Annotated in this window: 14 protein-coding genes and 1 pseudogene; 14 read left to right on the top strand and 1 reads right to left on the bottom strand. The window is 43.4% G+C overall.

Going from position 1 to position 18,525, the window contains the following annotated elements; genetic code table 11:
• Positions 1–265 precede the first annotated feature (265 nt).
• From B5F53_RS03060 to B5F53_RS03115, 12 genes and pseudogenes are all read left to right on the top strand, one after another.
• Entirely contained in the window at positions 266–1,102 is an 837-nt protein-coding gene (locus B5F53_RS03060) for an IS110 family transposase (RefSeq protein WP_242970221.1), read from the top strand.
• Between the two features lie 194 nt (positions 1,103–1,296).
• Complete coding sequence (locus B5F53_RS20245; protein ID WP_242970222.1) at positions 1,297–1,728, top strand: hypothetical protein; 432 nt, start codon at positions 1,297–1,299, stop codon at positions 1,726–1,728.
• Complete coding sequence (ftsH, locus tag B5F53_RS03070) at positions 1,646–3,553, top strand: ATP-dependent zinc metalloprotease FtsH (RefSeq protein ID WP_442856284.1); 1,908 nt, start codon at positions 1,646–1,648, stop codon at positions 3,551–3,553. The genes B5F53_RS20245 and ftsH overlap by 83 nt, the downstream gene beginning before the upstream one ends.
• Positions 3,554–3,591: 38 nt before the next feature.
• The gene (locus B5F53_RS03075; protein WP_087219562.1) at positions 3,592–4,266 is read left to right on the top strand and encodes a response regulator transcription factor; all 675 of its coding nucleotides are present in this window, start codon (positions 3,592–3,594) and stop codon (positions 4,264–4,266) included.
• Entirely contained in the window at positions 4,263–5,297 is a 1,035-nt protein-coding gene (locus B5F53_RS03080) for a HAMP domain-containing sensor histidine kinase (RefSeq protein WP_087219565.1), read from the top strand. Before B5F53_RS03075 ends, B5F53_RS03080 begins: the two co-directional genes overlap by 4 nt.
• 210 nt (positions 5,298–5,507) lie before the next feature.
• Complete coding sequence (locus tag B5F53_RS03085; protein WP_087219568.1) at positions 5,508–7,265, top strand: ABC transporter ATP-binding protein; 1,758 nt, start codon at positions 5,508–5,510, stop codon at positions 7,263–7,265.
• The gene (locus B5F53_RS03090; RefSeq protein ID WP_242970224.1) at positions 7,265–9,514 is read left to right on the top strand and encodes an ABC transporter ATP-binding protein; all 2,250 of its coding nucleotides are present in this window, start codon (positions 7,265–7,267) and stop codon (positions 9,512–9,514) included. The genes B5F53_RS03085 and B5F53_RS03090 overlap by 1 nt, the downstream gene beginning before the upstream one ends.
• A 12-nt stretch (positions 9,515–9,526) precedes the next feature.
• Positions 9,527–10,132, top strand: a complete 606-nt coding sequence (locus B5F53_RS03095; protein WP_087219571.1) for a cytidylate kinase-like family protein — start codon at positions 9,527–9,529, stop codon at positions 10,130–10,132.
• Positions 10,133–10,180: 48 nt separating this feature from the next.
• The gene (locus B5F53_RS03100) at positions 10,181–10,645 is read left to right on the top strand and encodes a MarR family winged helix-turn-helix transcriptional regulator (RefSeq protein WP_087219575.1); all 465 of its coding nucleotides are present in this window, start codon (positions 10,181–10,183) and stop codon (positions 10,643–10,645) included.
• A 60-nt stretch (positions 10,646–10,705) separates the two neighbouring features.
• Positions 10,706–11,597, top strand: a pseudogene (locus tag B5F53_RS03105) (class I SAM-dependent methyltransferase); the annotation flags it as partial.
• Positions 11,598–11,876: 279 nt separating this feature from the next.
• Entirely contained in the window at positions 11,877–12,362 is a 486-nt protein-coding gene (locus B5F53_RS03110; protein ID WP_087219578.1) for a MarR family winged helix-turn-helix transcriptional regulator, read from the top strand.
• Positions 12,359–12,913, top strand: coding sequence for a flavodoxin domain-containing protein (locus B5F53_RS03115; RefSeq protein ID WP_087219581.1), 555 nt, complete (start codon positions 12,359–12,361; stop codon positions 12,911–12,913). Before B5F53_RS03110 ends, B5F53_RS03115 begins: the two co-directional genes overlap by 4 nt.
• An 8-nt stretch (positions 12,914–12,921) precedes the next feature.
• Here B5F53_RS03115 and B5F53_RS03120 read toward each other — a convergent pair whose 3' ends face one another.
• A complete protein-coding gene (locus tag B5F53_RS03120; RefSeq protein WP_087219584.1) occupies positions 12,922–13,506 on the bottom strand; it encodes a TetR-like C-terminal domain-containing protein in 585 nt (194 codons plus the stop codon).
• Between the two features lie 204 nt (positions 13,507–13,710).
• Between B5F53_RS03120 and B5F53_RS03125 the strand changes: the two genes are divergently transcribed.
• Together B5F53_RS03125 and B5F53_RS03130 are read left to right on the top strand one after the other, a co-directional pair.
• On the top strand, positions 13,711–15,822 hold the full coding sequence (locus B5F53_RS03125; RefSeq protein WP_087219587.1) for an efflux RND transporter permease subunit: 2,112 nt from the start codon (positions 13,711–13,713) through the stop codon (positions 15,820–15,822).
• Positions 15,809–18,520 (top strand): hypothetical protein, encoded by a 2,712-nt coding sequence (locus tag B5F53_RS03130; protein WP_087219590.1) that lies wholly within the window; start codon positions 15,809–15,811, stop codon positions 18,518–18,520. Before B5F53_RS03125 ends, B5F53_RS03130 begins: the two co-directional genes overlap by 14 nt.
• The last annotated feature ends 5 nt before the right edge of the window (positions 18,521–18,525 follow it).

The raw sequence follows: 18,525 nt of genomic DNA on the forward strand, positions 1-18,525 counted from the left end.
TGACCCTGTGTCAATCAGGCAATAGTTCTTCCGCCTCCTGTTGAACCTCTGTGGTTACTTCATACAAAGTCTGTTCCCCTGACATGGATGTTAACTTCAAACCAGCTGGCTGTTTGTTGGAGTTCATGGGTGCCCCTTTTGCAGTGGGGGTCGCATCTGCCCGTCTCCGACCGAATTCTAATATTGCGAGGGTGTTGATGCTCCATGATCATGGGTATTGCCAAGCCGATTGACCGCTAATCCATTTACGAAAGAAGGTGATTCTATGAGCCCCCTTTATGTCGGTATTGATGTGAGCAGCAAATCCAACGTGGCCTATCTGATGAAGCCCGATGGTTCCAAACACAGCAGCTTCTCAGTTCCCAACTCCCGGGATGGTTCCCGGCAGCTTGTAAAACGCATCCTTTCAGCTATCACTTCGGAATCCCTTACCGACGTTGTCATCGGTCTGGAGGCAACCTCCGTCTATGGCGACAATCTCGTCTGCTTCTTAAGGGATGACGCCTCTCTTGCGCCGTATAACAAGAAGATCCATGTCCTCAACCCAAAACAGGTCAATAAGTTCAAGCTTTCTTACAACGACCTGCCCAAGAATGACTATGTGGACTCCTTTGTCATTGCTGACTGCCTGCGCTTCGGTAGAATCAACAAAGAGGTCTATCTGGACGACTACCGCTATGCCGCCCTTAAAAACCTCACAAGGGCCCGGTTCTTCGCTGTCCGAAATCTTACCAGGGAAAAACAGCGTTTTTTGAACCAGCTGTTTAAGAAGTATTCTACGATGACGCAGGAGAAGGTATTTTCCGATACCTTCAGTACGACTGCCTTAGCCGTCTATGAATCCTTTGAATCGGCTGAGACGTTAGCAAACATGGACTTACATCAGCTCACGGAATTCATTATGGAAAAAGGGAAAAACCGTTTCCCTGACCCGGATTCCGTGGCGAAAGCCATCCAGAAAGCCGCCCGGAGTTCCTACCGCCTCCCTAAGACGGTTAACGATTCTGTTAATCAGGTGCTTTCCATATCCATAAGCATATCACCGCTGGACTTTTCATTCTTTACTTTTATTATATCTAAAACTAGGAGAAATTCAACCTAGTTCATAAAAAATTTATGGGCAGGGCGGTCAAAATCTCTACAGCCAACTGGCTGGGGAACGGGCGTGGGGTGCTGCGCACAAAAAACGGAAATCAAACGGGGGATTAACCCCTGCTGAAAGGTTGGCTCGTGAAAGAAATATTACGGTTGAAGAAATGAGGGCGATTATATCAGCCCGCATAAAAAAAGGGTGGAATGATTCAGATTTGGAGAAGAGGGCTCAGTGGAGGAAGATTCCCTGTGCCGGAGATATTCCTACACCGGACGAGTGGCTACGGTATGTGGTGGAAAGACTTAAAAATGATGACTTTAAGATTTTTCTTCAATTCTATTCAGATATTTAGTAAGGGAAATAAAAGACCGTTTAGATTCAGTTTAGAATGTTCATATATGATTACAGCAACAGTAGAGAACTGTACGAATCAGGGAGATTATTTGGATGAACAAATAGCTCTGGATAAGGAAATGGAGGATACCATATATGAACGAAAACAAATCGTCATCAAAAGATCAGAGGCAGGGGCCATCCTGGGGGATTGTTATAGTGATTTTTTTCCTGCTGACATTTTTCCTAAATCTTTTTATGGGCAGGATGAACCAGACAAAGCAGTTGCAAATCTCATATGACCAGTTCCTGGATTTGGTAGATGAATCTATGGTGGATAAAGTACAAATGGATGATGACCAGATTCAGATTACGTTACGAGACGAAGTAGAAGCAGAAGATGTTTCAGAAGTGTTAGGTGAAGATGGAATACCAAATGGTTACAGAAACACAAGTAGAGGTGTATTCAATTATTCTGACAGCATAGTTTTTTACACCGGAAGAGTGGACGACCCATCTCTTGTAGCTACATTGCGAGAAGGTGGTGTGAAAATCTATGAGGAAATACCGGAACAGACATCCACATTTTCAGCAGTGGCAAGCTGGCTGATGCCTATGGTACTGATGTATTTGGTTTATTTCCTGATTATGAGAACACTGATGAAACGAATGAGCAACAACGATGGCGGCGGACTTATGGGTGGTCTGACTGGAGGTCTTGGCAATATTGGAAAATCAAAAGCAAAGATGTATACCGTAGAAAAGTCTACGGGGGTTACATTTAAAGATGTAGCCGGACAGGATGAGGCAAAAGAGAGCCTGGAAGAAATGGTAGACTATTTGAAAAATCCGGAAAAATATCGTATGATTGGTGCCCAGCAGCCCAAGGGTGCGTTGTTGGTCGGCCCTCCTGGTACAGGAAAAACATTACTGGCAAAAGCGGTCGCTGGGGAGGCTGGAGTGCCTTTTTATCATCTTACTGGTTCAGAATTTGTGGAAATGTATGTGGGGGTAGGTGCAAGCCGTGTACGTGACTTGTTCCAGACTGCCAAGAAAAACACACCTTGTATTATTTTTATTGATGAAATAGATGCTATTGGAAAGAAGAGAGATAATCAGTTTGGAAGCAACGATGAGCGGGAGCAGACTTTGAATCAGCTTTTAGCAGAAATGGACGGGTTTGAAGTGAATGGCGGGATTATCGTATTGGCGGCAACCAACCGTCCGGAAGTATTGGATCAGGCTCTGCTGCGCCCTGGACGATTTGACCGTCGCATTATTGTGGAGAAACCGGATCTTCCCGGACGAGAAAATATCTTGAAGGTTCATGGGAAAAAAGTATCTTTGTCCTCTGATGTGGATTTTCATAAGGTTGCTCTGGTTACCAGCGGGGCAAGTGGCGCTGACCTTGCTAATATTGTTAATGAAGCGGCACTGCTGGCTGTGAGACTTGGAAGGCGGGCTGTTACACAGCAGGATTTATTGGAATCTGTTGAAACAGTTTTCGCAGGTAAAGAAAAGAAAGATCGGGTACTAAATACAAAAGAACGGGAAATGGTGGCCTACCATGAAGTCGGACATGCGTTAGTATCTGCGCTCCAGAAAAATTCGCAGCCTGTGCAGAAAATTACGATTGTTCCGCGGACAATGGGGGCTTTAGGATTTACGATGAATACACCAGAAGAGGAAAGGTATTTATTGACACAAGAAGAACTGATGGCCCAGATTACCACACTGCTGGGTGGAAGGGCAGCGGAAATTGTGAGGTTTGGAACGACAACAACAGGCGCTACCAATGATATTGAGCGGGCTACGGAGCAGGCAAGGAAAATGGTCACGCAGTACGGAATGAGCGAGCGTTTTGGTTCTATGGGCCTGCAAAGTACACAGAGTCAGTATTTGGATGGACGAAATGTTTCCACCTGCTCTGAACAAACAAATACAGAAGCAGATGAAGCGGTCCGTCAGATTATAGAACAGTGCCAGGATGAGGCGGTAAGACTGCTGAAAGAAAACAGCCATGCGTTGGAAAGAATCTCTGCCCGCCTGTTGGAGAAAGAGAACATCAATGGCTCAGAGTTCATGGAGCTATTAAAAGAAGAACCATCCGTGGTTGAATCCGTTTGAAATTTTAGCTAAAATGAGAAAAGAAGGAGGCCAGGATTATGTTTCATATCCTTGTTGTGGATGATGATAAAAATATACGGATTTTAATGAAAGAAATCTTGGAAGAAGAGAACTACACGGTTTCAACAGCCGCAGATGGTAATGCGGCATTGGAGGTCATGGATAAAGAGCATATTGATCTTGTGATTTTGGATATTATGATGCCAAATATGGACGGATATGAATTTACAAAAGTGCTGCGGGAATGCCAGAATGATCTTCCCATTTTGATGGTTTCCGCAAAGCAGCTCCCGGCAGATCGGAAAAAGGGGTATCGTCTGGGAATTGATGATTATATGTCAAAGCCGGTGGATGAGGAAGAAATGTTACTGCGGATTAAAAATCTTCTGCGCAGGGCAAAGATTGTCAGTGAGCGTCGGCTTCAGATTGGAACGGTAATTCTGGACTATGATGCGCTGACCGTTACAAAAGATGGGGCAGTCGAAGAACTGCCTCAAAAAGAATTTATGCTGCTGTTTAAACTGCTGTCAGAGCCGGGGCGTATCTTTACCCGAATTCAGCTAATGGATGAGATATGGGGAGCAGAGAGTGATACAGGATGGGAAACGGTGACCGTTCACATTGCAAGGCTTAGGAAACGGTTTGAAGGATGGCCGGAATTTACCATACAATCGGTACGAGGACTAGGGTATAAGGCGGTGAAGAACGTATGAGAAAACCAAAGGAGCCACCACGTTTTGCAATTACTGTGATTTTTACCATCATTGTATTCTGCATATTGATGATTACAATGATGGTGGTGGGAATCGCTGTTTATTTCCTGGCAAATGCAGGTATTATAGTTGTTCCTAACCTTGGAGCATTATTGTTGACGATTGCGGTTGCCAGTATTATAGTGGGTACGATTATCTCTGTTTTTTTGGGCAAAATACCAATGAGACCAGTCTATAAACTGATATATGCGTTGAATTCTCTTGCTGCCGGAAACTATGATACAAGATTATCTATGAACGTACCTAAAGTGGGTAAAGATTTAGAGGAAAGTTTTAATATTCTGGCAGAGGAACTGCAAAATACAGAGATGCTGCGCTCCGATTTCGTCAATAATTTTTCCCACGAATTTAAAACTCCGCTTGTTTCCATAAAAGGATTTGCCAGGCTTCTGCAAAAAGGCTCACTGCCGGAAGAAAAGAAGAAAGAGTATATTGACATTATCTCGGCAGAATCTTCCCGCCTTGCGGATATGGCAACGAAAGTGCTGGATTTAACCAAACTGGAGAACCAGAATATCCTGACAGATGTTTCAGAATACAATGTGTCGGAGCAGCTCCGGGAAAGTATTTTACTGTTGGAACGAAAATGGTTAGAGAAAGAACTGGAGATTTCTGCTGATTTTGAAGAATATCAGATTCATGGAAACCAGGAGATGCTAAAACAGGTTTGGATTAATTTGATAGACAATGCAATTAAGTTTTCACCCAGTGGGGGTGCTATAGGAGTGTCAGTAACCCGGAACGCAGACAGCATTATGGTAATGGTTTCCAATGGAGGTGCGCCGATCAAAGAAGAAGAAAAAGAGCGCATTTTCCAGAAATTCTATCAAGGGGATACTTCCCATACTTCACAGGGAAATGGAATTGGCCTTGCAATCGTTAGGCGTATCGTGGAATTGCATGATGGGGAGGTATGGGTGGATAGTACAGAAGAACAGACGACATTTACAGTAAAATTACCTTGCGAGTAATAGCAAAAATAAGAATAGAAGAAAAAGAGGAATCTTTGTCACAGGCAGGCGAAGATTCTTTTTTTGTTGTTTAGATTCACTTAATGTTTCTTTTTTATAATCTCGTCAGAGCTCTAAAAAATCCTAGTATCATGTTCTCACGCCTCAAACAGCAAGTGTTTGAGGCTGGTCTGAACAGGAACAAAAATCTACTAAGAAAGGAAACTGTGTATGTTACGAATTTTGAAAAACATGACAAAAAAAGAATGGCTCTTCGTCCTGTACAGTGCTGTGTTTATCGTCATACAGGTGTGGCTGGATCTGAAAATGCCAGACTATATGTCAGAAATTACAGTTCTGGTACGGACAGATGGCAGTGCAATGGGAGATATTCTCACCGCAGGAGGCAAAATGCTCCTATGTGCATTAGGAAGTTTGGTATCCTCGGTGGTAGTTGCGTACTTTGCATCCAAAATTGCCGCTAATCTGGCTGCAATCCTCCGGGAAAAATTGTTTGACAAGGTACAGTCATTTTCCATGCAGGAGATCGGGGGATTCTCCACCGCCAGTTTGATTACTCGTTCTACCAATGATGTGACTCAGATTCAGATGTTCGTGGTTATGGGCTTACAGTCTATTATTAAAGCACCTGTCACTGCAATCTGGGCGATTGTAAAAATTGCAGGAAAGAGTTGGCAGTGGACGACAGCTACAGCAATTTCAGTTGTAATCATGCTGTTTATCGTGGGCATCTGTATTAGCCTTGCGATGCCGAAATTTAAGATTATCCAGAAACTTACAGATAATCTAAACCGTGTTACCCGTGAAAATCTGACAGGGTTAAATGTTGTCAGAGCTTATAATGCAGAAAACTATCAGATGAATAAATTTGAGCATGCAAACGAGGAACTGACGGGGACAAATCTGTTTGCCAACCGTGTGATGTCCTTCCTGATGCCGGGGATGCAGTTGGTAATGAATGGACTGTCTCTGGCCATTTACTGGATTGGAGCCATTTTGATAACCAATGCGGGAATGGCGGCAAAGATGACTTATTTTTCGGACATGGTTGTATTTTCCAATTATGCAATTCAAGTGGTTATGGCCTTTATGATGCTGGTAATGATATTTATTATGCTGCCGCGTGCATCTGTATCAGCAAAGCGTATTATAGAGGTTCTTGACACAAAGCAGTGTATTTTGGATGGAAATGGGAAAAAGCCGGATGCTTCCCACGAAGGCGAAATTGAATTTAAGAATGTAAGTTTCCGCTATCCGGACGCAGAAGAGTATGTACTGCACAATATTTCTTTTAAAGCGAAAAAAGGGGAAACCGTGGCATTTATCGGTTCAACCGGAAGTGGTAAGAGTACGGTAATCAACCTTGTTCCCAGATTTTACGATGCCACAGAAGGGGAAGTCCTGGTGGATGGTGTAGATGTCAGGGATTATACACAACAGGAGCTCCGTAACAAGATCGGTTACGTCTCGCAGAAAGCAATCCTGTTCTCTGGAACAGTAAAATCCAATGTGGCATACGGAGACAATGGACGAGGTACTGTATCGGGTGATGATGTTGTAGAGTCCGTATATACGGCACAGGCTGCTGAATTTGTGGAAAAGATGGAGGATGGATACGATGGATATATCGCCCAGGGAGGCTCCAACCTTTCCGGTGGACAGAAACAGAGGCTTTCGATTGCACGTGCTATTTGCCGCCATCCGGAAATCTTTATTTTTGACGATTCTTTTTCCGCACTGGATTACAAAACAGACCGTATACTGCGGCAGGCACTGAAAAAGGATTGTGCGGACGCTACGAAGTTGATTGTAGCTCAACGTATTGGAACCATCCGTGATGCTGACCGAATTGTGGTTTTGGATGAAGGCCGGGTTGCCGGAATTGGGACTCACGAGGAACTGATGAAGAACTGCGAAGTATACAGGCAGATCGCCTATTCACAACTTTCAAAGGAGGAATTGGCATAATGGCAAAAGAAGAATATAAAATGGGTCAAAACCAGTATGGAAAACAGGAAGGACCTTCTGCGCCGGGAATGAGTGGCAGTACGGAAAAAGCGCAAAACTCAAAAGGTACATGGGGAAAATTACTGCGATACGGCAAGAAGTATTGGATTCCGGTTATCCTTGCGCTGATTTTTGCCGTTGCCGGTACTGTATTTACAATCATTGGTCCGGATAAGCTCTCCGATATGACTGACATCATTACAGAAGGCATTACACCTAATACAGAAAAGCTGGAAGAAATATCAGGAGAAATTTCAGAAAATATGTCGGTCAATATGGAAACGGTTATGGGAGCCATATCTGCTAATTTATCAGATCCGAATGCTGTGCCGGAGGAAATAGAAGTAAATGGCTCGACAATATCGGCAGAGGATCAGATGGAAACCGTATCCCTGTTCAGTGGACTGGATATGAACGACAATGAGGCGGCTATGCAGGCAGTAAACAACCTGCCGGAAAGTGTAAAGAGTGCCCTTTATACAGATATTACAGTGGATGGAAACGTGATCCCCGGAGAAGACCAGATAGAAATGATGGAATTATTTTCTGAAATGGACTCCGACGACTCGGATGCAATGCTGAATATGTTGGATGAACTGCCAGCTTCCATTTATGATATGGTCGAACCAAAGATTGATATGGATGGAGTTATCGGGATTGCTATATTACTGATTGTTTTTTATGTACTTAGTGCTGTTCTTTCCAGCGGACAGGGCATCATCATGGCAACCGTTTCGCAGAAAATTTCTAAACGTCTGCGCAGCGATATATCCACAAAAATCAACAGGCTTCCCATGTCCTACTATGGCAGGACATCCACAGGAGATATTTTATCTCGCGTAACAAATGATGTGGATACTCTTGGACAGTCATTAAATCAAAGCGTTGGTACACTGGTTTCATCTGTGGCATTGTTGGTGGGTTCTCTGGTGATGATGTTTGCTACTAACTGGATCATGGCTGTAACTGCAGTGATTTCTTCCTTGATTGGATTTGCTCTGATGATGATAATCATGAGCCGAAGCCAGAAATATTTTACCAGTCAGCAGAAAGCCCTCGGAGAGATCAATGGGCACATAGAAGAAATTTATGCTGGACATACGGTAGTTAAGGCTTATAACGGAGAAGCAGAGGCAAAAAGAACATTTGATAAGATGAATGAAAATCTGAGAGTATCTGGTTTTAAATCTCAGTGTCTTTCCGGCTTGATGATGCCGATTATGTCCTTTATCGGAAACTTCGCTTATGTGGCTGTTTGTGTAGCCGGTGCGGTTCTTGCGAAAAACGGAACGATTACCTTTGGTGTGATTGTAGCGTTTATGATGTATGTACGTCAGTTTACCCAACCTTTGTCACAGATTGCCCAGGGAGCACAGTCCCTGCAGTCGGCAACAGCAGCCGGTGAACGTGTCTTTGATTTTCTGGATGCGGAAGAAATGGAGGATGAGAGTGATAAACCGGCGCTGATCAAGAAAGCCCAGGGACGAGTGGATTTTGAACATGTTCGATTTGGATATGATTCTGACAAAGTAATCATTAAAGATTTTTCAGCTAAAGTGAAGCCGGGACAGAAAATTGCTATCGTAGGTCCTACTGGAGCAGGAAAGACAACAATCGTGAATTTGCTGATGCGTTTTTACGACATTCAGGGTGGAAAAATTAAAATCGATGGTGTACCTACCGATAAGATGAAACGGGAAGATGTCCATTCCATGTTCTGCATGGTTCTGCAGGATACCTGGCTATTTGAAGGAACCGTCCGTGAAAATCTGGTTTACTGCACCCCGGATGTATCGGAGGAAAAGATGAGAAATGCCTGCAAGTCCGTGGGACTGGATCATTTTATCCGAACCTTGCCAAAAGGCTATGACACAGTTTTGAATGACCAGGTAAATCTTTCACAAGGGCAGAAACAGCAGCTTACCATTGCCCGTGCCATGATTGCAGATAAACCGATGCTGATCCTGGATGAAGCGACAAGTTCCGTAGATACCAGGACGGAGCTGCAGATTCAGAATGCAATGGATGAATTGATGAAAGGCCGTACATCTTTCATTATTGCTCATCGGTTATCCACGATTAAAAATGCAGATCTGATCCTTGTTTTAAAGGATGGTGATGTGATAGAAAGTGGAAACCATGACCAGTTGATGAAAAAGAAAGGCTTTTATGCAGATCTGTATAACAGTCAGTTTGAACAGGCGTCTTAAGGAGGGAATTCTATGCGATACAAGTATATAACGATAGAAAGAGAATACGGCAGCGGCGGAACGGAAATTGCCAGAAGAGTAGCAGAAGAATGTGGGATTCCCTGTTATGGAAAGGAAATCCTTGAGTTTGTTGCGAAGGAATATAACATAGCGGTCGAGGAAATCGACCGCTATGAAGAAACGGTTACAAACAGCCTTTTGTATACATTCTTTGTCTTGGGAAGAGTACAAAGCGGAGAAAGCGATATGCTGGCAAAAGAAGGTCATATATTTGTTGCGGAACAGGCCGCGATCACAAAACTGGCATCATATGGACCTGCTATTTTTGTGGGACACTGTGCTTCTGAAGCATTAAAAGAAAAACATCAGGTTCTTCATGTATTTATCAAGTCCAACACAGCGGATAAAAAGGCAAGGATTATGGTGGAATATCATATTCCCGAAGAAAAGGTAGAAACGGCCATGCGGCGGTTTGATAAAAAACGTTCAAATTATTATTATGCCAATACAGCCAGAAAATGGACGGACAACGAGAATTATGATCTGGTTCTGGACAGTGGGAAATTGGGTCTGGACGGATGCGTTGCCGCCATTAAAGGCGTATTTGAAGATAAATGATAAAGCAGTACCTGATGATGGGCTGTGACAGAAAGGAGGTGAAAATAATTGCACAAAGGGAATGTGCTTAGAATCTTCCGTCAGATTGATGTTTTCCTGTCGTATTATGATTATAACCAGGGAGAGGCCCTGTGTGATTTGAAATATTCTCAGATATTTTTGTTGAATGAAATGTTTGAATTGAAGAAGAATACAAAAGGTGCGATAACCCTTACTGTGCTTGGCAAGAAAACCGGGTTCTCAAAGGCATCCCTCTGTTCTGCGTTAAAGATTCTGAAGAAGGCGGGATATGTGGATGTGATGGTAGATAGAGAGGACAACAGAAAAAAGAATCTTCTTCCCACTAAAAAAGCAAAAGAGGCAGAATTAGAAGTAAAACTATATCTTTGCAGTGTCAGCGATTTGCTTTGTGAAGGGATGGGTGGGAGGGAGTTGGAAGAAATGGAACGCTCACTGAACAAGATTTCTGAAAATATCAACAAAATGCAGATGAGAAGCTCAGGGGGCAAGTAAGTTACTGAATATAGTCATCAATGAATATGAAATAATGATAGAAAGTGTACACGGTGAATTATGATAGAAGAAAATGTTTTGATATCGTATCTGAAAAAATTTGACCAATACCCATTTAAAATAAAAATTAACCAGAAGGAATATGTGATTGGCAGCGGGGAGCCGCAGTTTACGGTAATCCTGCATAAATCAATTCCTTTGTCAAATCTGATGACCAGCACCTCGTTGGCTTTAGGAGAGGCATACATGGATGGTAATTTGGAAATAGAAGGCGATTTATATTTCGCACTGGATCATTTTCTGGGGCAGATGGGGAAATTTGCGACAGATGAATCGGCTCTCAAAAAGATTATGCACACTTCCACCGCAAAGAAAAATCAGCAGAAGGAAGTACAGAGTCACTATGATATCGGTAACGATTTTTACAAATTATGGCTGGATGAAACCATGAGCTACTCCTGTGGGTATTTTATCCATGAAGATGATACACTCTACCAGGCGCAGGTCAATAAAGTGGATTATATCCTGAAAAAATTGTATCTGCAGGAGGGCATGTCCCTTCTTGACATTGGATGCGGATGGGGATTTTTACTGATAGAAGCGGCAAAAAAATACGGTGTGCGATGTGTAGGAATTACACTTAGCAAAGAACAATATGCAGAATTTGAGAGAAAAATCAAAGAAGAACATTTGGAACAGCTTGTGAGTGTGAAACTAATGGATTACCGCGATCTTCCAGAACTTGGACAGTCATTTGACAGAGTCGTAAGTGTCGGAATGGTGGAGCATGTTGGGCGAAATAATTACCAGCTCTTTATCGACTCCGTAAAGAAGGTGCTTAATCCTGGCGGATTGTTTTTGCTGCACTTTATCAGCGGTCTGAAAGAACATCCCGGCGATCCCTGGATAAAAAAAATATATTTTCCCCGGAGGAACCGTGCCGAGTTTAAGGAGACCCGCAGGTTCTCCCCCGGTCACGGGCTTCGCAAGTTTCCGTAACACGATCACTGAACTAAATATAGTAAAACTGACGCAAAAAGTCAATCCCGCAATTTAGCTCTATTTTAAGTATATGCACACTTAAAATAATAATGCAGAGAAATCGTCTCATTTCTATGAACGAGTGGAACGCTCTGAACGGCTCGCAAATGGTCTGAAATTCTTGACAAATGCGTAATAAGTTACTATAATGTGAAATAGTAACTTATTACGCATTATAGGAGAATACAAAATGGAATATGAAAAAATGGGTAAAAATCTGCAATGGAAGAAAAATCTTCTGTTTGCAGGAGTGTTTATTCAAGAAAATCTGCTTCATTCAGTTTTTGACCGATATAACGAGATGTCATGCAAACAATGGCTCTTAATGTCTGTTCTTAAAGCATTTGATACGCCGCCTGATTTGTCAACGGTAGCGAAAGCTATGGGCTGCTCTCGTCAAAATGTAAAACAGTTGGCGCGCCCACTTGAACAGGAGGGTTATATCAGACTTGAAAAATCAAAGGAAGACGCAAGGAGTCTGTGCATTTCTTATACTGAAAAGGGCAGGCAATTCAGCAAAGAGAATACAGCAAAGGGGAAATTTGTTCACGAAGCTGTTTTCAGCGAATTCAGCGAAGATGAAATCGACATTTATTATTCTTTGTCAATTAAGATGATGAACGGAATTAAGCATTTGGAAGAAGCGTTTCAGAAGCAGAAGGAGGAAGTTAAGTGAACGGCATAGTTTTATATCAATCAAAATATGGCGCAACAAAAAAATATGTGGATTGGCTTACCGAAACCATCAAATTTTCTTGTTTGGAAATCAAGAAAACGGACATAAAAGACCTTGCTAAATATGACATTGTTATTTTAGCGGGCGGTATTTACGCTTCGGGGATAGCGGGTCTGACATTTTTGAAAAAGCACATTAAACAGTTGGAAAACAAACGCATAGCAGTTTTCTGTGTTGGTGCTTCGCCGTTTGATGAACAGGCTTTTAAGCAAATCTATGAACATAATTTCAGTGGAAATTTAAGTAACATTCCTTGTTTTTATGGTCGTGGTGCGTGGAACGAGGAAAAGATGTCATTTGCCGACAGAACAATGTGCAAAATGCTCCAGAAAATGGTTGCGAAAAAAGACCCCGCGACATATGAGCCGTGGGAAAAAGCGTTGATGTGCGCAGTCGGACAAAGCTGCGATTGGACAGATAAGACATATCTGAATGCGTTGCTGGATTGGATAAAATCCAAAAACCCTATTGACTCTGACGCAGCGTTATAGCTTAGTTACTAGCAGTGTTCTTTTTCGGCATTTTTCAGTGCCTGATTTATTGTTCCGGAGACGACAGTTCTGATTTGTCTGACGATGGTATCATCGTCTTCTTTCATCCCATTCTTAATCCATCCAATCAATAAGTTAACCAGTGCATAGCTGTAAAAATTAGTTAGAAATTCCAGATAATGTTCGCTTACCTGTCTGTCACTGGCAATCTCTGAGATAAGGCTTTTAATTGTGCGGTGGATGTCCTTATGGAAAAAAAGTTTTAATTCTTCCATGGCAAAAGTATCCAGGGCGCATTTTACAATATATTGATTGGACCTGGCGTAGTCCAAAATGAAACGGACCGCATCCTCATAGGTAAGCAGTGTGGTATATGCGTCTAAATAACTGTAGGCTTCTTTTTCCAGAATCCATTTAACCACAGAATAAATGTCCTGAAAATGATAATAAAAAGTGCCGCGGTTAATATGACAGTTATCTGTAATTTCCCGTATGGAGATTTTTGTGAGAGGTTTGGTTTCCATTAAACACTTTAGACAAGCAGCTATCCGTTCTTTCATTCGATCGGAGGCAGGGGTTTCCCGACTGTTCATAAATACATACTCCTTTGTACTTTCCGGTTGCATCATAAACAAGAGCTATTTTGTTTATAGTACGACATAGAATGCTGCTTTGCAATATAAAAATTAAACACTTTTAAACAAATGTTGAAAAATTAAACAATTGTAATAAATTATTGATTGTTCAGATTACAGATAAGGGATATGATTTGGAAAAACAAAAGGGAAGTGGTTCATTTGATAAAAGCAGGACAGTGGATTGCGAAGCACAGAGTGCTGATCCTTGTGCTGGCAGTTTTGCTGCTGATTCCTTCTGTGATTGGTATGAGCAGGACAAAAATTAATTACGACCTGCTTACTTATCTCCCGGATGATCTGGATACTGTAAAAGGACAGGACATCTTGGTGGATGATTTTGATATGGGTGCGTTTTCCATGGTCGTGATAGAAAACATGGATATGAAAGATGTCCAGAAGCTGGAGGAAAAATTTGAAGATATTGATCATGTGAAAGAGGTGCTGTGGTACGACGATATTTTGGACATTCAGGTACCGGTGGAAATGCTTCCGAAGGAAATTCGGGATTCGTTTTTTAAAGATGACGCTACTATGATGCTGGTACTTCTCGACGACACTTCTTCATCAGATAACGCCACACATGCAATTAAAGAAATGCGAAAAGCAGCAGATCATCAGTGTTTTATCAGTGGTATGACGGCAATGATTCAGGATACCCAGGATATGTCAGAGAAAGAGGCAAACATTTATATTGCCATTGCCGTACTGCTCTCGTTTATTATTCTTCTGCTGACTACAGAATCTTTTCTGGTACCTGTTTTCTTCCTCCTCAGTATCGGTATGGCAATCCTGTATAACCTTGGGACCAATGTGTTTTTAGGGGAGATTTCGTATCTTACAAAAGCGCTGGCGGCAGTTTTGCAGCTGGGCGTTACGATGGATTATTCGATTTTTCTTTTCCACAGTTATGAAGAGGAACGCCGGAACTATCCGGACGACCGTGTCAGGGCGATGGGGTATGCCATTGTCAATACCTTTCAGTCTGTCACCGGAAGTTCCGTGACCACGGTAGCCGGATTTATCGCTTTGTGTTTCATGTCATTTACCCTGGGTCTGGATCTTGGGATCGTTATGGCAAAAGGTGTGATCCTGGGTGTGATTTCCTGTATCACAATTTTGCCTTCCATGATTCTGATTTTCGACAAACCTATCCAGAAGACGAAGCATAAGAAGATTCTGGGAGATATGAGGAAGCCTTCTTCTTTCATTATACGCCACTACAAAATATGGCTGCTCCTGTTCCTGGTTCTTTCTGTTCCGGCAATTTACGGCAACAACCATACAGAGGTCTATTACGATGTAAGTAAAGGCCTGCCGGATGATCTGCCCAACAGCGTGGCTTCCGGGGAACTGGAAGATAAATTTGGTGTCAGCACAATTCATATGGTCATGTCTGATAAAGACATGAATCCAAAAGATAAACAGGCTATGCTGGATGAACTGGAACAGGTGGAGGGGGTGGAATGGGCTATTAATATGAGCTCTGTAATAGGTCCCGCAGTGCCGGATTCGGTCATCCCGGAGGACATAAAAGGAATGCTTGAAAGTGATCAATACAGCCTGACATTTATCTGCTCCAAATACAAATCAGCAACTTACGAGGTGAATGCTCAGATTGATGAACTCAATGGAATTATCAAGAGCTATAGTGACGATGCAATGCTGATTGGAGAGGCGCCCCTGACCTATGATCTTCAGGAGGTGACAGATACAGATATTCGGAATGTAAACAGTGCTTCCGTACTGATAATTTTTGTAATTATAATGCTGGTTTTCAAATCTGTTTCGATCCCGGTGATTTTGGTGGCGGTGATTGAATTTGCCATTATGGTAAATATGGGGATTCCATACTATCAGGGTGTCAGTCTCCCCTTTGTGGCGAGCATTGTAATTGGAACAATCCAGTTGGGCTCTACGGTGGATTATGCAATCCTTATGACCAGCAGATATCAGAAGGAACGGCAGAACGGGCATGAAAAAAGAGAGGCTGTGTCTATTGCACACCGGACCAGTATGCCGTCTATTCTTACAAGCGGACTGGCTTTCTTTGCCGCTACTTATGGTGTGGCAGTATACTCGGACATCGACATCATCAGTTCCATCTGCACACTTCTGGCGAGGGGCGCAATCATTAGTATGGTAACTGTAATTCTGGTACTGCCATCTATGTTTCTGGTATTTGATAAAGTTATTTGTAAAACAACCATTCACTTTTTAGGAAAGCAATCAAAGGCTGCAAAGAAAGGGGTTTTAAGCAATGAACAGAAATAAGAAAATCAGACGAAAATTTGTTAAATGTACTGCAGCAGGTATGGCAATGGTGCTCAGCGCCACCCCCATCTGTGCCCAGGCAGCAGAAATAAAAGAAGTAAATAAAGATGAGACTGTTTTTATTACTGCAGATTCTTCCGGAAATAAAAAGGAAACTACGGTCTCCAACTGGCTGAAAAATGCAGGTTCACAACCGAATCTGAAGGATCAAACCGATCTGTCCGATATTGAAAATGTAAAAGGAGATGAAACCTTTACTAAGAAGGGCTCCCGGATTATCTGGAAAACAGACGGCGAAGATATTTACTATACAGGCAAGTCGCAAAAAGAGGCGCCGGTTTCTGTAGCCTTTACTTATTATTTAAACGGGAAGGAAATCTCTCCGGAGCAGTTAAAGGGAAAAAGCGGAAAATTAAAGATTCGGATTGACTATCAAAACAATTCAAAAAAGACAGTGAAAATCAATGGAAAGAAGGAAACGATTTATAGTCCGTTTCTGATGATGACAGGGATGATTTTGCCCAACGAAAATTTTGATAACGTAGTAATCGACAATGGAAAAGTGATTTCAGATGGAAATAAAAGTATTGTAGTTGGTTATGCGATACCGGGAATGAAAGAAAGCCTGGGGCTAGATAAAACAAAAGAAACAGTTCCTGATCTGCCGGAGAGTCTGGAAGTTACGGCGGATGTGACGGACTTCTCTATGGGTGCCACTTATACCTTTGCTTCCGCGGATATTTTTCAGAATATGGACACGGAAAACATTGACAGTATTAACAAACTGGAGGATGCACTGGACGAACTGGAGGATGCATCCCTGGAACTGGTAGACGGAACCGGACAGTTAGCGGATGGAGCCGGGAAACTAAAAGAGAATTATCAGACCTTTGATGAAGGAATCCAAACCTTAAAGAGCGGGGTTGAAACCCTGCAGAGCGGAAGCGGAGCTCTGTCGGAAGGAATTTGGAGCTATACCGCCGGTGCTGACCAGCTTAATGACGGCATTCAGAAGTATTTAGGAAATGAAGGTGTCCTGACTGGGAGCGTAAAGGAGTACAGGGACGGGGTCAATACGCTGGTTCTTGGAATCCGGGAATATGCAGACGGAACGGTTTCTCTGTCTGAGGGCATGGAGCAGTATATTGCCGGAGAACAGCAGTTAGCAGAAGGTGCAGCCTCCCTGAAACCCCTGTCTAATGGCCTGAATCAGACTAAGAAGGCAGTTACCCGGCTTTATCAGGTGCTGGACGGAGAAGGAAGCAGCCAGGAAGACATTGCTACAGCGGTAAGGGAATTGTCCCAGGGAATGGAACAGCTCAATCAGGCTATGGACTCAGAGGACATGCAGGAACTTTTGACCTATATGGAATCTCTGACCCAGTCGGGAACGGTTTTAAAAGATGGGGCTGCCTCACTGGAAGAAACAGTAGACAGCCAGATTGCGGCTCAGATTCAGGAAATCGCGTCTGCCGGAACAGCGCTGCAGACGCAGGCTGAGGCGCTGAACCAGCAACTGACCTCGCTTCAGGAAAAAGAGCAGGAAATCGTGAACAGCGCATTGGAACAGGCAACCACAGAGGTGAACAGCCAGATACAGTCCGCAAACGCATTTTTGCAGGAACAGGCGTCCAATGCGGCGGCGGATGCCCAGTCCCAGGCAAATGAGCAGATCTATGCGGCAAGGAATTCCTTGTACAGCCAGGCGGATGCAGCGGAAGCAGAAGGGAATGCAGATGAGGCGAATGCCCTCAGGAATGCGGCTGCTTCTCTTTCGGATGTCTCTGTTGTACCGGCAGACGCGGGAGGAATTTCAGAGATTTCAGTTTCCGGCGTGACGGTAGATTCTGTATCTGTCAGCATCGAAGATCTGCAGGCATCTCTTAGTCAGTTGGACAGTGCCTGTGCGGCCCTGCTTGGCGGCATGGAGACCGCACAGATGAAGGCCGGGGCACTTCAAGAGCAAATGGATGGAATGAAAGGACAGGCGGAAAGTCTGGAACAACTGGCAGGTATGCAGGCATCCTTAAAAGAAAATATCGGACAACTGAATACTGGTATGCAGGGATTGAATACAGCAGTGGGACAACTGTCAGAGAATGCTGCGGCGTTGGATCAGGGGACGGAGTCTTTTCCACAGGCAGCACAGGGGATTGAGGATCTGTTGGCCGGGTTCCGTACACTGGGTCTGAATAACCAGCAGCTTCTTGCAGGAGCTAAACAGTTAAAACAGAATGCACCGGGAGTGGTTCAGGGAGCAGCGACACTCCAGGGAGGCACAGCGGAATTAAGCAGCGGTCTGGAGGAACTAAGCGGACAGCTTTCTTCCGGCGCAGGACAGCTTGCGGCAAACAGCAGTGCCCTGCGAAACGGAGCCAGTGACCTTGGAAGTGGGATCCAGGCTCTTTCCTCTGGAGCGCAGTCCTTACAGGAGGGGAGCAGCCAGGTTTGCGCCGGAATCTCACAGTTGGATGACGGAGCAGCTACGCTTCGGGATGGAATGAAAAAATTCCAGGATGAGGGCATCCATGAACTGACCACGATGGCAGATGAGAAACTGGGCGATGTTATGGACCGTCTGGATATACTCACTTCACCAGAATATGCTTACCAGACATTTTCAGGAAAAGAAGAGAATATGGACGGGGAAGTGAAGTTCATTATTGTTACAGATGAGATTAAAAATAGGAAAGAATAGGTCAC

Origin of the sequence: Blautia sp. An249 (assembly GCF_002159835.1) — a bacterium.
Lineage (GTDB): Bacteria > Bacillota > Clostridia > Lachnospirales > Lachnospiraceae > Blautia_A > Blautia_A avistercoris.